Raw genomic sequence first — 17,305 nt, 5'->3', positions numbered from 1 at the left:
CCCCGCACGGACGGGCAGCATACCGCCATACCCTCTTAGATAATCGGCCGCAACGGCCTGCTGTCCCGTGGACCGTGCCTGCGCAGCTCGGTCCAGGCCCGCGCGAGACGAGTCACCATCTCCGAAAGCAGGGCCGGCTCGAGAGTGAACGGGATCCGCAGGTAGTTGTCGTGTGCCCCGGTGAAGTCGGTCGCCGAGCCGGGGACCACCTCCACCCCGTGCCGGAGCGCGAGCTGGGCGAACACATCGGCGTCACCATCGGGCAGCGCGACCCACAGCGAGGAGCCACCGTCCGGGCTGCGCCAGCTCCAGTCGGGCAGCCGCTCGCGCAGCAGCCCTTCCAGCATCGTCCGGCGTTCCCGCTGGATCGCCGCCCGCGCCGCGGCCAGCTCGTCCAGGCGTGGCAGCAGCCGGGCGGCCAGCGCCTGGTCGATCACCGGGCTGCCGAGGTCGGCGAGCGCCTTGCGACGGGCGCACCGTTCGATGATCCCGGCCGGCCCGCGTACCCAGCCGATCCGCAGCCCGCCCCACACCGCCTTGCCGAGTGAGGCCACGGTGATCGCCTCGGCGCCCGCGGGGGCGTACGCGGCCAGCGGTAGCGGGCTGGGCCCGGGTTCCTCCCGCAGCGCGATCCCCGCATAGGCGTTGTCCTCCAGCATGGTGACCCCGTGCCGGGCGGCGAGCTCGGCCACCCGCCTGCGCCGGGCCGCCGACATCTGGATGCCGGTGGGGTTGTGGTAGGTCGGCATCACGTACAGCAGCGCCGGGGCGCTCCCGGCCAGGGCCGCGGCCAGCTGCCGCTCCTCGATCCCCTCCTCGTCCAGCGGAACCGGGACCAGCTCGGCGTGCGCGGAGCGGAAGATGTCCAGGCAGGCCGGCCAGCTCGGCGACTCGACCACCACCGGGGCGGTGGTACGCAGGTACACCTCGGCGACCAGCACCAGGGCCTGCTGCGCGCCCGTGGTGACCAGTACCTGTTCCGGGCCGGTCGGCAGGCCGAGCCGGGTGTAGTGCTCGGCGATCGCCGCGCGCAGCACGGGCAGGCCACTGGGGTGGTATCCGGGGTCGGCGAGCAGATCCGGCATGTCCTCCCGCACGACCTCGGCGAGGGTCTCGGTCACCGCGGGGTCGCCCTGCTCGGCGGCACAGGCCAATGAGATCAGTGGACCGGGCCCGTCGATGAGCCGCTGGAAGATCACCCCGGCGCGGCCGCCCTGCACCCGGCCATCGCTGCGCACCGAACGCACCTTCCCGTTCACCCTGGTGCCGCTGCCCTGCCGCCGTTCGAGTACCTCTCGCGCGCGCAGCTCGTCATAGGCGCCGACCACGGTCGCCCTGCTCACGGCCAGCACGGTGGCCAGCTCCCGTTCCGAGGGCAGCCGCTCGCCGCTGCGCAGCGCGCCCTCCTCGGCGGCCCGGCCGAGCGCGTCGGCCAGCTTGCGGTACAGCGGTCCCGGCCCGGCGGTCCAGTCGCCGAGGAGGTTCGCCAGCGTCGCCCCGTCTCGAAAACGATCCATTTCACCCGCCATTGGCACTGTTCGCGACAAGTCCAATCGATGATCCTAGTCGACGTAGAGCCAATCGCGAAGTACTGGACTGCAAATTGGCTTGGACCCAGCAAGCCCTGGGAGGTGCGGAATGCTCGCTACTTTCATGTTCCTGGCCGCGGTCGCGGCCGAACTCGTCGTCCTCGGCCGCACCGTATGGCTGCCGACCCAGGCCAGGCGGGCGCTGCCGGCGGCGGAGCCACGGCCGGTGTGGGACCTGCTGGCCGGCGCGGCCGTACTGGGGCAGGTCTCCCGTGCCCACTCCGACCGGATCGACCGCTACCTGCGCGAGCTGCACCGGCCCTGGCGGGACTCGCTGACGCGCTGAGCCCGGTCACCCGAGCGCGTCCTCGATCTTGCGCTGCAGCTTGTTCATCCCGCCGAGCCAGCGCTCGTTCTGGGTTGCCCTGGCCGCGTAGTAGTCGGCGACCTCCGGATGCGGCAGCACCAGGAAACGCCCGTCCGGCCAGGCCTCCAGGACACTGTCGGCGACCTGCTCCGGGGCGATGGCGGACTCCCCCATGATCAGCTGGCCGGCCGGGCCGGTGTCGGCGAGCATCCGGGTGCGCACCCCCTGCGGGCAGACGGCCTGCACGGTGATGCCCCGGTGCCGGTAGGTCGCGGCCAGCCACTCCGCGAAGGCCAGCGCGCCGTGCTTGGACACCGAGTACGGGGCGGAGCCGAGGCTGGTCAGCAGGCCGGCGGCGGACACGACGGCGAGGAAGTGCCCGCGCCCGCGGTCCAGCCAGTCCGGCAGCAGCAGCCTGGCCGCACGGACATGCGCCATCACGTTGACCTCCCAGGCACCGGCCCAGGCGTCCTCGGCCGCTTCGGGACCACCGGTGGGCGCCACCCCGGCGTTCGCGCAGAAGACATCGATCGAGCCGAGCGCCTCCCGTGCGGCCTCGACCAGCGCCTGCACCCCGCCCTCGCTCGCGACGTCGCCGGGCAGCGGCACCCCGCCGATCTCATCGGCCACCGCCTGGCAGGCCTGCGGATCGAGGTCGGCGACGCCCACCCTGGCGCCCTCCGCGGCGAACCGGCGGGCCAGCGCCGAACCGATCCCGCCCGCCCCACCGGTGACCACCACACCGGCGCCGGGCAGTTCGGTGCTCACAGGCCACCGGCCAGGGTCACGCCGCCGTCCAGCACCAGCGTCTGGCCGGTGATCCAGCCGGCCTGCTCGGACAGCAGGAAGGCGACCGCCCCCGCGACGTCGGCGGGTACCCCGAGCCGCTTCAGCGGGTAGGGCGCGGCGACCTCGTCCTCCCTGCCCTCGTACAGCGCGGTGGCGAACTGGGTCTTCACCACCGCGGGCGCCACCGCGTTGACCCGGATGCCGGGGCCGAGCTCGTGCGCCAGCTCGGTGGTCAGCCGGATCAGCGCGGCCTTGCTGACCCCGTACATCCCGATCCCCGGCGAGGCACCCAGCCCGGCCACCGAGGCCACGTTCACCACCGCCCCGCCGTGCTCCCCCATCCAGGCGTCCCTTGCCCGGCGCACCCAGCCCAGCGGTGCCAGCACGTTGACCCCGAGGATCTTGCTCGCCGCCTCCGGCTCGATGTCCACGATCGGCCCGTACACCGGGTTGATGCCGGTGTTGTTGACCAGCAGGTCGAGCCGGCCGAAGGTCTCGACCGTGCGTGCCACCGCCTCCTCCTGGTGCGCGGGGTCGTCGGCCTTGCCGGGCACCCCGATGGCGACCTGTTCGCCGCCGAGACCGGCCACGGCCTCGGCGAGCGGTTCGGGCTTGCGCGCGGTGACGCACACCTTGGCGCCGCGCGACACGAGTTCCTCGGCGATGCCCAGCCCGATGCCCCGGCTTGCGCCGGTGACGATGGCAACACGATCCTTGAGCGAGTCCACGGGGTATTCTCCTCCTCGTCCGCCGAAGTGAGCTAAGCGCTCGCTTACAATTCTCCCATGACGCAGTCACTGCCCGCCGAGTTGTGGCCGGACGTGCAGCCCGACGCCGCCCGCAGGCTGATGCTGGCCGGGGTCGAGTCCTTCGCGCGCCGCGGATACCACGCCACCACCACCCGCGATATCGCCAGCGGTGCCGGGATGAGCCCGGCCGCACTGTATGTGCACTTTCCCTCCAAGGCCGCCCTGCTGTTCGCGATCAGCCGCAGCGGGCACGAGCAGGCGCTCGCGCTGGTGGAGAACGCGATCAACGACCCGGAATCGCAGGGGGATCCGGTGGCGGCGATGCGCAGGGTGGCCGAGGACTTCGTGGCCTGGCACGCGCGGCGGCACACCGTGGCCAGGGTCGTGCAGTACGAGCTACAGGCGCTGCCGGAGCAGGAGTACGCGGTGGTCGCCGACCTGCGCAGGCGGATCGAGCGGGTGGTTCGCGACCTGATCGAGCAGGGCCTGCGCGAGGGTGTCTTCCGGGTGGCTGACCCGCGCACCGCCGCCAGGGCGGCACTGTCCCTCGGCGTGGACGTGGCCCGCTGGTACAGCGAACGCTCCAGCAAGGCGCCCCCCGAGCTGGCCCGCGAGTACGGCGAGCTGGTGCTGCGCATGCTCGGCGCCGAGATTGCCTGACGGGGCATGAAGGGATCTTCGCATACCGACCAGACGGTATGCGACCGATGAGACGTGTCGCACAGCGATGTGGGAGAGGCAGGTGACCATGCCCGGCATCGAGCCGGCCGAACTGCTCGCCGTGGCAAGGGACGAGGCGAGGCTCGGCGCGCGGGAGGGCGGGGTGCCGATCGGGGCGGCCCTGTTCGGTCCCGCAGGCGAGCTACTCGGCCGCGGGCGCAACCGGCGGGTGCAGGACGGCGACCCCTCGCTGCACGCCGAGACCGCAGCCTTCCGGGCGGCAGGCAGGCGGGCGCACTACCGGGACACGATCATGGTCACCACGCTGGCCCCGTGCTGGTACTGCAGCGGCCTGGTGCGGCAGTTCGGCATCCCGCGGGTGGTGATCGGTGAGGCCCGCACCTTCAGCGGCGGCCAGGACTGGCTCGCCGAGCACGGGGTCCGGATCACCATCCTGGACGACCCCGAGTGCGCCGAGCTGATGCGCACCTTCATCGACCGCAACCCCGGCCTCTGGCACGAGGACATCGGCGCCCCCCACCCTCGCTGACTCACAGCAGCTGGCGGGTGAGGAAGGTGAGCTTGTCGGGGTTGGCGATGGTGCGCAGGGTGACGATGTGGTCGCCCGCGACCTCCAGCAGCAGGACCCCCTGGACAGTCCCGTCGGCGACGGAGACCAGGGCGGGCTGGTCGTTGACCTCGGTCATCCGCAGCTCGAACCCCTGAACGTAACGGGAGAGCCCGCGCAGCAGGTACTGCGCCACCCGCTCGCGGCCATGGATCGGCTTGCGCGCGGCGTGCACCTTGCCGCCACCATCGGCCCAGGAGGTGACGTCCTCGGCCAGCAGTTGCTCCAGGCCGGACAGGTCACCCTCGCGGGCCGCCGCGAGAAACCGCTCCACGAAGCCCTGCCATCGGGTCCGGTCCGGCGGGGCCGGGGCCTGGCCACCCGCCTCGGCCAGCCGCTGCCGGGCCCGGCGATACAGCTGGCGGCAGTTCGACTCGCTCAGCTCGACGATCTCGGCGATCTCCCGGTGCCCGTAGCCGAACGCCTCGCGCAGTACGAACACCGCCCGCTCGGCCGGGCCGAGCCGTTCCAGCAGCACCAGCAGCGCCATGGACACCGAGTCGCGCTGCTCGACGGTGTCCAGTGGACCCAGCGCGCCGTCCGTGGTGCGCACCGGCTCCGGCAGCCACGGGCCGAGATACCGCTCCCTCCGGGCCCTGGCCGAGGTCAGCCGGTTCAGGCACAGGTTGGTGACCACCTTGGCCAGCCAGGCCGAGGGGGTCCCGATCGAAGCGCGGTCGGCCTGGTCCCAGCGCAGGAACGCGTCCTGCACGGCATCCTCGGCCTCGGTGGCCGATCCGAGCAGCCGGTAGGCGAGGCCGAGCAGGCGCGGCCGCTGGTCCTCGAACTCCCGCACCGATCCGGACGTGGCCACGCCCGCAGTCTCCCAGGCGCCGACGGGATACCACTCAGGTGGCCAGCGCGGCCTGGCCCGCCGCGGTGAGCTCGGCAGGCACCCGCGCGCCCGCCTTCCCCAGGCTCGCCGGCCGGATCAGGCCGTTCCGGGCCAGCTCGTGCGCGGTGACCTGGTCGCAGCAGGCCACCCCGTCCACGAACAGGTCCGGCTCGCAGCTACAGGACATCAGCGCCCTGCGCGCGGCCACCGCCCGCAGCATGGCCCTGGCTCGATGGTTCAGTTCGCGTGGGTACCCCGGCACCGGAGTTCGCCCCCTCAGGTGAGACAGGAAAGCATCGGAAACACTGCCGTTCACGGATGCGACGGCGGTGGGTCCCGGCTATGACGAGGTCGCGGCCCGGGTGGTTCCGGCTGGCTCGCCGATCGCGGGCTCCAGGATCCGCGCCCACTGCCTGGCGATCTGCCCGCGCCGCCGGGTGTCGTCGGTGAGCAGGTTCGCCAGCCCGAGCCCGCGGGCGAGGTCGAGGGTGGCCTGCACGGTCTCCCGTACCCCCGGGCGGGACTCGTCCGCGCCCAGCAACTCGATCGCCACCCGGTGCACCTCGCGCCCGACCCTGGCCTCCAGTGGCACCAGCACTCCGCGCAGGGACTCGTCGGTGGAGGCGGCCACCCACAGATGCAGCGCCGCACGGAACATCGGGCCGGTGTAGAGGTCGAGCAGCATCCGCGCCACCGGCTCGGCCCTGGACGGCCCCGCGGGCAGGGCGGCCGCCCGCGCGCGCAGCTCCACGATCTGCTCGTCACCCACGTGGGCGACGGCGGCGGCGACCAGGTCCTCCCTTGTCGGGAAGTGGTGCTGCGCCGCCCCGCGTGACACCCCGGCCCGTTCCGCGATCACCGCCACCGTGGTGCCGTTCCAGCCCAGTTCGCCAAGGCACTCGACGGCGGCCTCCATCAGCCGCCGCCGAGTGGCCTTGCTGCGTTCCTGGCGTGGTTCCCGCATGAGTGCTCAGTGCCTGTTCTCAAAAGTGCGACACGATCGGCTCGGCCGGACTCGGGCTCCGGCACGTCCGACACCTTCGCACCGGGTCCGCCCGGCCTCGCCGCTCGTGGGCTTCGCCGCGCACGTTCTTCCACTCGGCATGAGCAGTCAACTCCAGTTCACCAACAGGCTCTCAGGCAGGCTCGACCCAGAAGTCGAGCTGCAGGTCCTCCTCCCGCTCACAGAGCCGGTACTTCGCGAAGTCGGTCACGCCCTCGGCGGCCAGCACCTCGTCGTCGATGAAGAAGTTGCCGGTCACCTCGCGGCTGGGCTTGGTGACGATCACATGGGCCGAGTCGGCCATGATCTCCGGGGTACGGGACTTGCTGGCCAGCTCCGCCCCGACCACGTTGCGGATCGCGGCGGTGTCGATGGTGGTGCGCGGCCACAGCGAGTTGGCCGCGATCCCGTCCGGCCGCAGCTCGGCGGCCAGCCCGACGGTGACAAGGCTCATCGAGTACTTGGCGATGCTGTAGGCGAGGTGGCCCGCGGTGAACCACTTCTCGTCCAGGCTGATCGGCGGCGAGAGGGTGAGGATATGCGGGTTGGCCGCCCTGCGCAGATGCGGGATCGCGGTGCGGGACAGCAGGAAGGAGCCACGGCAGTTGATGTCCTGCATCAGGTCGTAGCGCTTCATCCCGATCGACTCCGAGGGGGTCAGGTCGATCGCGCTGGCGTTGTTCACCACGATGTCGATGCCGCCGAACTGCTCGGCCGTGCGCTCCACCGCGGCGGCCACGGCCTCGTCGTCGCGGATGTCCCCCACGATCGGCAGGGCCTGCCCGCCCGCCTCCTCCACGGCCTTGGCCGCGGTGTGGATGGTGCCGGGCAGCTTCGGGTGCGGCTCGGTGGTCTTGGCGATCATCGCGACGTTCGCGCCGTCCGCGGCGGCGCGCAGCGCGATGGCCTCGCCGATTCCCCTGCTCCCGCCGGACATGATGAGGGTCTTGCCCGCCAGCGTGCTCACGTTGTCGACTCCTTAGCTACCGCTTAGTAGGACTTGGGTAGTCCGAGACTATGCTGCGCGACGAAGTTCAGCACCATCTCCCTGCTCACAGGTGCGATCCGGCCCACCCTTGCCGCGGCGATCAGCGCGCCGAGGCCGTACTCGGCGGCGAGCCCGTTACCGCCGTGTACCTGCACGGCCTGGTCCACGGCCCGGATGGCCACCTCCGCACCCGCGTACTTGGCCATATTGGCCGCCTCCCCCGCACCGAAGTCGTCCCCGGCGTCGTACAGCGTGGCGGCCTTCTGGGTCATCAGCTTGGCCAGCTCCAGCTCGACCTTGATCTCGGCGAGCGGGTGGGCCAGTCCCTGGTGCGCGCCGATCGGGGTGTCCCACACCTTGCGCTCCCCCGCGTAGCGCACCGCGCGGTCCAGCGCGTACCGGGCCACCCCGAGGGAGAAGGAGGCGCCCATGATGCGTTCCGGGTTGAGCCCGGCGAACAGCTGCGCGATGGCCGCGTCCTCGGAGCCGACCAGGGCGTCCGCAGGCAGCGTCACCTCGTCGAGGAACAGCGCGAACTGGCTGTCGGCCGAGATCACGTCCATCTCGATCCGCCGGTACTCGAAGCCGGGTGCGTCGGTGGGCACGATGAACAGCGCCGGCTTGAGCTTGCCGGTCCTTGCGTCCTCGGTGCGCCCGACGACCAGCACGGCATCGGCCTCGTCCACCCCGGAGATGTAGACCTTGCGCCCGGACAGCACCCAGCTACCGTTCTCCCTGCGCGCGGTGGTGGTGATCCGGTGCGAGTTCGATCCGGCGTCCGGTTCGGTGATGGCGAAGGCCATCCGCACCCGGCCCTCGGCGAATCCGGGCAGCCAGTGCCGCTTCTGCTCCTCGGTGCCGAACCGGGCGATCACCGTCGCGCAGATCGCGGGCGAGACCACCATCAGCAGCATCGGGGTGCCCGCGGCGCAGAACTCCTCGCAGACCGCGGCCAGGTCGCCGATGCCGGCGCCCCCGCCGCCGTACTCCTCTGGCACGGCGACCCCGAGGTAGCCCAGCCGTCCCGCCTCGTCCCACAGCTCGTTCGTGTGCCCGCCGCTGCGGGCCTGCTTGCGGTAGTACTCGTGGCCGTAGCTCGCGCCCAGCTCGGCGACCGCCTTGCGCAGCGCCTGCCGCTCTTCGGGTTCGGTGAAATCCACGTCCTACTCCTCTGGTGTCCGCACGACCGCGAGGACCGCGCCGAGCTCGACCTGCCGGCCCGCGGTGACCGGCAGCTCGGCCACCACGCCGTCGGCAGGCGCGGTGATCTGGTGTTCCATCTTCATCGCCTCGAGCCACAGCAACGGTTCCCCGGCCGTGACACTGTCCCCTTCGGACACGGCCACGCGCAGCACGGTGCCCGGCATCGGGGCCAGCAGCGATCCGGCCGCCAGCTGGGCGTCCGGATCGGCGAACCGGGGCAGCGGGGTCAGGCTCACCGGCCCGAGCGGCGAGTCCACCGCGACCAGGCCCGGGTAGCGGCCGACCAGGAAGGTGCGCCGCACCCCGGCGGTTTCCAGCACCACCCGGTCCGGGGCGGACTCGATCAGCTCGGTGTCCGGATGGTCCGCGGCGCGCAGGCCGGAGCGGGTCAGCCGGTAGCTGACCTGGTACTCCTCCCCGCCGGTCCGGTAGGACCTGCGCTGGTCCGCACCCGGCACGTTGCGCCAGCCGCTGGGCAGGCCGCGCTGCACCGGTGCCGCCGCCCGGTTCGCCGCTGCCTCGGCCAGCGCCGCGGCCAGTGCGGAAAGCCGGGTGTGCTCGGCACCGGCCAGCGGGCGGGCCAGGGTGTCCAGCCCGTGCCGGTCGAAGAAGGCGGTGTCGGTGTCCCCGGCCAGGAAGGCCGGGTGCCGCAACACGCGCACCAGCAGGTCGCGATTGGTCACCACGCCGTGGATCCGGGCCCTGGCCAGTGCCCCGGCCAGCATCCTCGCCGCGGCCGCCCGGTCCGGTGCCCAGGCGATCACCTTGGCCAGCATCGGGTCGTAGTGCACGCCGATCACCGAACCGCCGGTGACCCCGCTGTCCAGCCGCAGCCCGTGGCCGTCCGGGATCGCGAACTCGGCGCGCACCCCGGGAATCTCGAACCGGTGCAGGGTCCCGCTCTGCGGCTGCCACTGCGCGGCGGGGTCCTCGGCGTACAGCCGCACCTCGATGGCATGCCCGGTGCGCTCCGGTGGCGTGGGCGGCAACCGCTGGCCCTCCGCGACCCGCAGCTGCCACGCCACCAGGTCCACCCCGGTGGTGCATTCGGTGACCGGGTGCTCCACCTGCAGCCGGGTGTTCATCTCCAGGAAGTAGAACGTCCCGTCCGCGGTACTCAGGAACTCCACGGTGCCCGCGCCCACGTAGTCGATCGCCTTGGCCGCCCTGCGGGCCGCCTCGAACAGCTCCGCCCGCATGGCGGCGTCCACCAGCGGCGAGGGCGCCTCCTCGACCACCTTCTGGTGCCTGCGCTGGATCGAGCACTCCCGCTCGCCGACGGCCCACACCGTGCCGTGCTCGTCGGCCAGCACCTGCACCTCGATATGCCGCCCGGTGTCCAGATAGCGCTCGCAGAACACGGTGGGGTCGCCGAAGGCCGACTCCGCCTCGGCCCGCGCGCTGTCCACCGCACCGGGCAGGTCGGCGAGCTCACGCACCACCCGCATACCCCGGCCGCCGCCACCGGCGGATGCCTTCACCAGCACCGGCAGGTCGGCCTCGGTCACCGCATCCGGCTCCAGTTCCGGCAACACCGGAACCCCGGCCTTGGCCATCAGCCGCTTGGACTCCACCTTGGAGCCCATGGTCTCGATGGCATCCGGCGGCGGCCCGACCCAGGTCAGGCCCGCTTCCAGCACGGCACGGGCGAAGGCCGCGTTCTCCGAGAGGAACCCGTAGCCGGGATGCACCGCGTCCGCGCCCGCCGCCCGCGCGGCCTCCAGCAGCAGGTCAGAGCGCAGGTAGGTGTCCGAGGGCGCCTCGCCGGGCAGCCGGACGGCGGCATCGGCCCCGGTGGCGTGCGGGGAGCCCGCATCGGCGTCGGAGTACACCGCCACCGTGCCGATCCCGGCTTCGGCGCAGCTGCGGAAGACCCGCAGCGCGATCTCCCCGCGGTTGGCGACCAGCAGATTCTCGATCAACGCGTCCCCCTACATCCGGAAGACGCCGAAACCATCGGCGCCCTTGACTGGTCCGTTGTGGATCGCGGAGAGGCTGAGCCCGAGCACCGTCCTGGTGTCCCGCGGGTCGATGATCCCGTCGTCGTAGAGCATCCCGGACAGGAACATCGGCAGCGACTCGGCCTCGATCTGGCCCTCGACCATGGCGCGCATGGCGGCGTCGTTCTCCTCGCTGTAGTCCTGGCCCCTGCTCGCCGCCGCCTGCCTGGCCACGATGGACAGCACTCCGGCGAGTTGCTGGGCGCCCATCACCGCGGACTTCGCGCTGGGCCAGGCGAACAGGAACCGCGGGTCGTAGGCCCGGCCGCACATGCCGTAGTGCCCCGCCCCGTAGGAGGCGCCCATCAGCACCGAGATGTGCGGCACGGCGGAGTTGGACACCGCGTTGATCATCATCGCGCCGTGCTTGATGATCCCGGCCTGCTCGTAGGACTTGCCGACCATGTAGCCGGTGGTGTTGTGCAGGAAGATCAGCGGGGTGTCGCTGGAGTTGGCCAGCTGGATGAACTGGGTGGCCTTCTGCGACTCCTCGCTGAACAGCACGCCCTGCGCGTTGGCGAGGATGCCGACCGGGTAGCCGTGCACCTGCGCCCAGCCGGTGACCAGGCTGCTGCCGTACAGCGGTTTGAACTCGTCGAAGTCGGAGCCGTCCACCACGCGGGCGATCACCTCGCGCGGCTCGAAGGGCACCTTCAGGTCGGGCGGCACGATGCCGACCAGGTCCTCGGTGTCGTAGCGCGGCTCCTCGTAGTCCGGTTTCGGTGCCGGTCCCTGCTTGTGCCAGTTCAGCCTGCGGATGATGCCGCGGCCCAGCCGGATGGCGTCCTGCTCGTCCACCGCGAGGTAGTCGGCGAGGCCCGAGGTGCGGGCGTGCATCTCCGCCCCGCCGAGGGACTCGTCGTCGGACTCCTCCCCGGTGGCCATCTTCACCAGCGGCGGGCCGCCGAGGAACACCTTGGCGCGCTCCTTGACCATCACCACGTAGTCCGACATCCCCGGCAGGTAGGCGCCACCGGCGGTGGAGTTGCCGAACACCAGCGCCACGGTGGGTATCTTGCGCGCCGAGGAGCGGGTGAGGTCACGGAAGGTGCGCCCGCCGGGGATGAAGATCTCCTTCTGCGCCGGAAGGTCGGCGCCCCCTGACTCGACCAGGTTGATCGTGGGCAGCCGGTTCTGCTCGGCGATGTCCGCGGCGCGGAAGCCCTTCTTCAGGCTGTGCGGGTTCATCGCCCCGCCCTTCACCGTGGGGTCGCTGGCGATGATCATGCATTCGACGCCCTCGACCACGCCGATCCCGGTGATCATGCTGCCGCCGACCCGGTAGTCCGAGCCCCATGCGGCCAGCGGGGACAGCTCCAGGAACGCCGAGTCCTCGTCGATCAGCAGCTCGATCCGCTCGCGGGCGAGCAGCTTGCCCCGCTCGCGGTGCCGCTGGACGTACTTCTCCCCGCCGCCCTCGATCGCCTTGGCGTGCTCGGCCTCGACCTCGGCCAGCTTCTCCAGCATGGCCTCCCGGTTCGCGGCGAAGTCGGGGGATCCCGTGTCCACTACGGACTTCCACACGGTCATGCGTGAAATCCCAATCGTTTCGCGGCAAGGCCGGCCAGGATCTCGTTGGTCCCGCCGCCGATGCCGAGTATCCGGATGTCGCGGTAGTGCCGTTCCACCTCGGCCTCACGCAGGTAGCCGAGGCCGCCGTGCAGCTGCACCGCCTCGTTCACCACCCACTCCCCCGCCTCGACCGCGGTGTTCTTGGCGAAGCAGGCCTCGGCGATCACGTCCTCGCCCGCCACGTGCCGCAGCGCGACCTGGCGGGTGTAGCCGCGCGCCACGTCCACCCTGCGCGCCATCTCGACCAGCTTGTGCTGTACCAGCTGCCGGGAGATCAACGGCCTGCCGAAGGTCTCCCGCAGCCGGCACCAGTCCAGGGTGAGGTCCAGCGCCCGCTGCGCGGTGGCATAGGCCTGCACGGCAAGGGAAAGCCGCTCGGTGACGAAGTGGGTAGCCAGCTGCCCGAACCCGCTTCCTTCCTGGCCGACCAGGTTCTCCGCCGGAACCCGTACGTCCGCATAGGACAGCTCGGCGGTGTCCGAGCAGTTCCAGCCCATCTTCTCCAGCCTGCGGGTGACCGTGAACCCTGGCGTGCCCCGCTCCACCACCAACAGGGACAGGCCGTGCGCACCTGGTTCCCCGGTGCGCACCACGGTGGTCACGAAGTCGGCGCGCGCACCGGAGGTGATGAAGGTCTTGGACCCGTTGACCAGGTAATGGTCCCCGTCCCTGTGGGCGGTGGTGCGGACCGAGGCCACGTCCGAGCCGCCGTCCGGCTCGGTCACCGCCAGCGAGCCGATCAGCTCCCCGGCAAGGGCAGGCCGCACCCAGCGCTCGATCTGTGCGGGATCCCCGGCCGTGACGATATGCGGCACGGCGATCCCGCAGGTGAACAGGGAGGCGATCAGGCCGCCGGAGCCGCCGGCGTAGTGGATCTCCTCGGTCACCGTCAGCGCGTCCAGGTAGTCCCCGCCGCCGCCACCGGCGCCGTCCGGGAAGGCGAGGCCGAGCAACCCGATCTCACCGGCCCTGCGGTGCAGGTCCCTTGGCAGTTCCCCGGCACGTTCCCAGTCGTCAAGGTGCGGCAGCACCTCGCGCTCCACGAACCGCCGCACCGTCTTGCGCAGCTCCAGCCGTTCCGGAGTGTCGAAAGGCTTGTCGGTCACAGCAGCTCCTCCGGAATATCGACATACCGGGCCCGCAGCCACTCGCCGAGCGCCTTGGCCTGCGGGTCGAACCGGGCCTGCGCGGAGACCCCCTCGCCGAGGATGTCCTCGACCACGAAGTTCAGCGCGTACAGGTTGGGCAGCAGGTACCGGCGCACCGGCAGCGTGGCGGTCTCCGGCAGCAGCCGCCGGAACTCCTCGACGGTCAGCGTGTGCGCCAGCCAGCGCCACGCGGCTTCCGAGCGCACCCACACGCCGAGGTTCGCGCTGCCGCCCTTGTCCCCGCTGCGGGCCGCGGCGATCGTGCCCAGCGGCACCCGCCGGGTGGCGCCCGCTGGTAGCGGCTCCGGCAGCGGCGGGTCGGCCACTTCCGAAAGGGCGGCGGTCGACTCGGCGTGCGGTATGTCCACTGTGGATCCATCCGGCAGCACCGCAAGATGCACTACCTCGCCTGCGGCCACGAAGCCCGCGGTATAGACCCCGTACGGGGAGGCGTCCGACGGCGGGGCCGTGACATGGAAGCCGGGGTAGCTGGCCAGCGCCAGCTCGATCGCGGCCCCGCTGAACGCCCGCCCGGCCACCTGCGCGTCCGCGTCCTTCACCACGCACTGCAGCAGGGCGCTGGCGCGCTGCTCGGTGTCGGCGTCGGCGTGGTCGGTGCGGGCCAGCCGCCAGCGCACCTCGGCGGGCCGGTTGCCCGCGATCCCGCGCTCCAGCTGCGCGCGTACCAGCTCGGCCTTGCGCTCGATGTCCAGGCCGGTCAGCACGAAGGTGACCTCGTTACGGAACCCGCCCACGGTGTTCAGGCACACCTTCAGCTCCGGGGGTGGCGGCTCACCGCGCGCGCCGGTGACCCGCACCCGGTCCGGGCCCTCCTCGGTGAGGGTGAGCGCGTCGAACCGGGTGGTGACGTCCGGGCCCGGGTAACGGGCGCCGGTGATCTCGTAGAGCAGTTGTGCGGTGACCGTGCCGGTGGTGACCATCCCACCGGTTCCGGGGTGCTTGCTGATCACGCTGGAGCCGTCCGCGTGCACCTCGGCGATCGGGAACCCGGGGGTGCCGATCTCGTGCTCGGCGAAGAAGGCGTAGTTGCCGCCGGTGGCCTGAGCGCCGCATTCGATGATGTGGCCTGCGGCGACGGCGCCGGCCAGCGCGTCGAGGTCGGTACGCTGCCAGCCGAAGTGGGCCGCGGCGGGCCCGGCCACCAGGGAGGCGTCGGTGACCCGGCCGGTGACCACCACGTCCGCGCCCGCGCGCAGGCATTCCGCGATGCCGAAGGCGCCGAGGTAGGCGTTGGCGGTGAGCGGGCTGCCGAAGCCAAGCTCTGCGGCCCGCGGGAGCAGATCGTCGCCCTCGACATGGGCTATGGCGGTGTCCACGCCCAGCCGCTGCGCCAGCTCGCGCAGTGCGGCCGCGAGCCCGGCCGGGTTGAGGCCGCCCGCGTTGACCACGATCTTGACCCGCTTCTCCTTGGCCAGCGCGAGATTGTCCTCCATCTGCCGGAGGAAGGTCTTGGCGTAGCCGCGTTCCGGGTTCTTCATCCGGTCCCTGCCGAGGATCAGCATGGTGAGCTCGGCGAGGTAGTCACCGGTCAGCACATCCAGCGGTCCGCCGGTGAGCATCTCGTGCACCGCGGCGAACCGGTCGCCGTAGAAACCGGAGGCGTTACCGATGCGGATCGGGTCGGTCATGTGAACTGGCCTGCCTCTCGCCCGCTTCCGGGTGGACCGGCGAAGGCCTGGGCGATCCCGAGCCACCGCCACACGTCCTCGCCCTCGGGCCGCAGATCGGTGTCGGCAGGATGCCGCCGCTGGGTGACCACCAGGCAGAAGTCCAGCGCGCCGCCGGTGAGCCGCTGGGCGGCCGTCGCGGGGCCGAAGGTCCAGGTGTCCCCGTCCGGGGCGGTCAGCTCCACCCGGAACTCCTCGGCTGGTGGGGCCAGCGAGTTGAGGCCGAAGGCGAAGTCCCTGGTACGCACCCCGAACCGGGCGATATGCCACAGCCTGCCGGTGGGTTCCCTGCGCACGCCGAGCGTGTCGGCGACATCCTGGCCGTGCGCCCAGGTCTCCATCATCCGCGCGCTGGCCATCGAGGCCGGACTCATCGGCGGGCCGAACCACGGAACCTTGGTGCCCTCCGGCACGACCGCCAGCGCCGCCGCCAGCTCGGCGCGCCCGCGGCGCCAGCGGTCCAGCAGCTCGGCGGGTGGGAGCCTGCTGCCCCGCTCGGCACCCGTGTCGACGAACGCGGGGTCGGCGAGGGCCTGCTCCACCTCGGCCGGGAACTCGGCAGGGCGGCTCGCCGCGATCAGCGCCTCGTCATCGGTCCAGGCCAGGTGGGCGATCTGGTGCGCGATCGTCCAGCCTGCCGCCGGGGTCGGGCGGGACCATTCCGCCGCGGGCAGGGCGGCCACGAGCTCGTCCAGCTCGCCGCTCTCGGCCGCGAGGTCGTCCAGGATCACCCCGAGATCCGCCACTGGGCTGCCACCTCCTCGTGCCGTCTACGGCGAGCTTGGCACCCTGCCAAGTAAAAATCAAGCGTGCATGCTTGTTTTGCCTCAACCGAACCTACTGTGTAGTAATAAGGGCTCGTCCAGGGAGGTATCCGCTATGCAACCCACCGGCACCGACCTGGCGAGCGCCCGGCCGAGCTCGCAGAGTGTGCAGCTCAGGCGGATGTTCGCCAGCCGGGTGCGACCACTCGGCGACCGCAGTTCCCCGCAGGGCTACCAGTTGCGTGCGCTGCGCCGCACCGCCGACAGCGCGGGGCTGAAACCGCTCCCCCGTGGCACCCGCGCCTGGCCCGCCCGCTACGGGACGCTGCGCGGGGTGTGGATGCGCGCGGCCGGTGCCAGCCCGGCAGCCGGGGTGGTGCTGTACTTGCACGGCGGCGGGTTCGTGTTCGGCTCGCCGCGCTCACACCGGGCGCTGGCCTACCGGCTCTCCAGGAGGACGGGCATGCCAGTGTTCCTGCTGGACTACCGGCGCGCCCCGGAGCACCCGTTCCCTGCCGCGGCCGATGACGCGCTGGCGGCGTACCGGCTACTGCTGGCGAAGGGTTTCCCGCCGGGGAAGGTGACCGTGGCCGGTGACTCGGCAGGCGGGCAGCTCACCGCGAGCCTGCTCGCGGACCTCGCCCGCGAAGGCCTGCCGCAACCGGCGGCGGCGCTGCTGCTGTCCCCGTGGATCGACTTCGACCTCACCGAGTTGCACCGCAGGGATACCGGGTCCCGCGACCCCTTCGTCCCGCCGTCCTATATCGAGAAGTGCCGGGACGCCTACGCCCGCGGCGTCGATGTCGCGCACCCCCGGCTGGACGTGCTGCGCGCGGAGAAGACGGGCTGGCCGCCGCTGCTGATCCAGGTCGGCGACACCGAATGCCTGCTCGGCGACGCACAACGGCTCGCCGACTCGGCACAGGCCGCGGGCGTCCCCACCGAGCTCCAGGTGTGGCCCGGCCAGATCCACGTGTTCCAGGCCTTCGCCGACTTCGTCCCGGAAGGCCGCGAAGCCCTCCGCTCCGCCGCCGAGTTCCTGCGCACCGCCACCCCGTAACCCCACCGTGTTTGCCAACCACGCGCACGCGTTTGCCGTCTACGCGCACGCGTTTGCTCCCCACATCCGCGAGCGAGTCGAAGATCTATCGGATCTTTACCAGGATTGACCCGAACCGGTTAACAACATACCGATATCCACGGTGATAAATTTCCGCGGTACCTGAGGGGTTATCCGCTTACCAGGAAGAACACCGCGAGTTCGTGCTTTCGGCCGATACGGCATCGGCTTGTTGGCTCCGAAATCCCTGCACGTTGTTTCACCGACCGCCTATAGTGAGCACTCACGGTGACGCGGTCGGAGTGGAACCGCGCGGGGAAGG

At 71.6% G+C, this 17,305-nt stretch carries 17 protein-coding genes; 4 read left to right on the top strand and 13 right to left on the bottom strand.

What is annotated here, in order from left to right; all coding sequences use genetic code 11:
• Window positions 1-35: 35 nt before the first annotated feature.
• Entirely contained in the window at window positions 36-1,529 is a 1,494-nt protein-coding gene (locus KOI47_RS14785; protein WP_216216533.1) for an aminotransferase-like domain-containing protein, read from the bottom strand.
• 109 nt (window positions 1,530-1,638) lie between these two features.
• Here KOI47_RS14785 and KOI47_RS14780 point away from each other — a divergent pair, with 109 nt between their 5' ends.
• Window positions 1,639-1,875, top strand: a complete 237-nt coding sequence (locus KOI47_RS14780) for a hypothetical protein (RefSeq protein ID WP_216216532.1) — start codon at window positions 1,639-1,641, stop codon at window positions 1,873-1,875.
• A 6-nt stretch (window positions 1,876-1,881) separates the two neighbouring features.
• Here the strand turns inward: KOI47_RS14780 and KOI47_RS14775 are convergent, their stop codons facing one another.
• Window positions 1,882-2,664, bottom strand: a complete 783-nt coding sequence (locus KOI47_RS14775; protein WP_216216531.1) for an SDR family oxidoreductase — start codon at window positions 2,662-2,664, stop codon at window positions 1,882-1,884.
• Window positions 2,661-3,413, bottom strand: a complete 753-nt coding sequence (locus KOI47_RS14770) for an SDR family oxidoreductase (RefSeq protein ID WP_216216530.1) — start codon at window positions 3,411-3,413, stop codon at window positions 2,661-2,663. Before KOI47_RS14770 ends, KOI47_RS14775 begins: the two co-directional genes overlap by 4 nt.
• Window positions 3,414-3,470: 57 nt before the next feature.
• On the opposite strand from KOI47_RS14770, the gene KOI47_RS14765 reads away from it, so the two are divergent.
• Both KOI47_RS14765 and KOI47_RS14760 read left to right on the top strand, forming a co-directional pair.
• Window positions 3,471-4,094 carry a TetR/AcrR family transcriptional regulator gene (locus KOI47_RS14765; protein ID WP_216216529.1) on the top strand — a complete coding sequence of 208 codons (624 nt, stop codon included), beginning with the start codon at window positions 3,471-3,473 and terminating at the stop codon, window positions 4,092-4,094.
• An 88-nt stretch (window positions 4,095-4,182) separates the two neighbouring features.
• Window positions 4,183-4,644, top strand: a complete 462-nt coding sequence (locus KOI47_RS14760) for a nucleoside deaminase (RefSeq protein WP_216216528.1) — start codon at window positions 4,183-4,185, stop codon at window positions 4,642-4,644.
• A gap of 1 nt (window position 4,645) precedes the next feature.
• Here KOI47_RS14760 and KOI47_RS14755 read toward each other — a convergent pair whose 3' ends face one another.
• The 10 genes from KOI47_RS14755 to KOI47_RS14710 all read right to left on the bottom strand — a co-directional run bounded on the left by KOI47_RS14755 (window position 4,646) and on the right by KOI47_RS14710 (window position 15,905).
• Complete coding sequence (locus KOI47_RS14755) at window positions 4,646-5,536, bottom strand: RNA polymerase sigma-70 factor (RefSeq protein ID WP_216216527.1); 891 nt, start codon at window positions 5,534-5,536, stop codon at window positions 4,646-4,648.
• 34 nt (window positions 5,537-5,570) lie between these two features.
• Window positions 5,571-5,777, bottom strand: a complete 207-nt coding sequence (locus KOI47_RS14750; RefSeq protein WP_216216526.1) for a hypothetical protein — start codon at window positions 5,775-5,777, stop codon at window positions 5,571-5,573.
• Between the two features lie 120 nt (window positions 5,778-5,897).
• Window positions 5,898-6,521 carry a TetR/AcrR family transcriptional regulator gene (locus KOI47_RS14745; protein ID WP_216216525.1) on the bottom strand — a complete coding sequence of 208 codons (624 nt, stop codon included), beginning with the start codon at window positions 6,519-6,521 and terminating at the stop codon, window positions 5,898-5,900.
• 172 nt (window positions 6,522-6,693) lie between these two features.
• Window positions 6,694-7,527, bottom strand: coding sequence for an SDR family oxidoreductase (locus KOI47_RS14740; RefSeq protein WP_216216524.1), 834 nt, complete (start codon window positions 7,525-7,527; stop codon window positions 6,694-6,696).
• A 23-nt stretch (window positions 7,528-7,550) separates the two neighbouring features.
• The gene (locus KOI47_RS14735; RefSeq protein ID WP_216216523.1) at window positions 7,551-8,708 is read right to left on the bottom strand and encodes an acyl-CoA dehydrogenase family protein; all 1,158 of its coding nucleotides are present in this window, start codon (window positions 8,706-8,708) and stop codon (window positions 7,551-7,553) included.
• 3 nt (window positions 8,709-8,711) lie between these two features.
• A complete protein-coding gene (locus tag KOI47_RS14730; protein WP_216216522.1) occupies window positions 8,712-10,673 on the bottom strand; it encodes an acetyl/propionyl/methylcrotonyl-CoA carboxylase subunit alpha in 1,962 nt (653 codons plus the stop codon).
• A gap of 9 nt (window positions 10,674-10,682) precedes the next feature.
• Complete coding sequence (locus tag KOI47_RS14725; protein ID WP_216216521.1) at window positions 10,683-12,281, bottom strand: acyl-CoA carboxylase subunit beta; 1,599 nt, start codon at window positions 12,279-12,281, stop codon at window positions 10,683-10,685.
• Entirely contained in the window at window positions 12,278-13,429 is a 1,152-nt protein-coding gene (locus KOI47_RS14720; RefSeq protein ID WP_216216520.1) for an acyl-CoA dehydrogenase family protein, read from the bottom strand. Before KOI47_RS14720 ends, KOI47_RS14725 begins: the two co-directional genes overlap by 4 nt.
• Entirely contained in the window at window positions 13,426-15,120 is a 1,695-nt protein-coding gene (locus KOI47_RS14715) for an acyclic terpene utilization AtuA family protein (protein ID WP_216216519.1), read from the bottom strand. Before KOI47_RS14715 ends, KOI47_RS14720 begins: the two co-directional genes overlap by 4 nt.
• Window positions 15,117-15,905, bottom strand: a complete 789-nt coding sequence (locus tag KOI47_RS14710; protein WP_216216518.1) for a TIGR03084 family metal-binding protein — start codon at window positions 15,903-15,905, stop codon at window positions 15,117-15,119. Before KOI47_RS14710 ends, KOI47_RS14715 begins: the two co-directional genes overlap by 4 nt.
• Window positions 15,906-16,038: 133 nt before the next feature.
• Here KOI47_RS14710 and KOI47_RS14705 point away from each other — a divergent pair, with 133 nt between their 5' ends.
• Window positions 16,039-16,983: an alpha/beta hydrolase gene (locus KOI47_RS14705; protein ID WP_216216517.1), complete on the top strand. Its 945-nt coding sequence runs from the start codon at window positions 16,039-16,041 to the stop codon at window positions 16,981-16,983.
• Window positions 16,984-17,305: the final 322 nt, after the last annotated feature.

It is taken from the genome of Amycolatopsis aidingensis, assembly GCF_018885265.1.
Taxonomy (GTDB): domain Bacteria; phylum Actinomycetota; class Actinomycetes; order Mycobacteriales; family Pseudonocardiaceae; genus Amycolatopsis; species Amycolatopsis aidingensis.
This window is presented reverse-complemented; position numbering and strand designations above follow the sequence as displayed.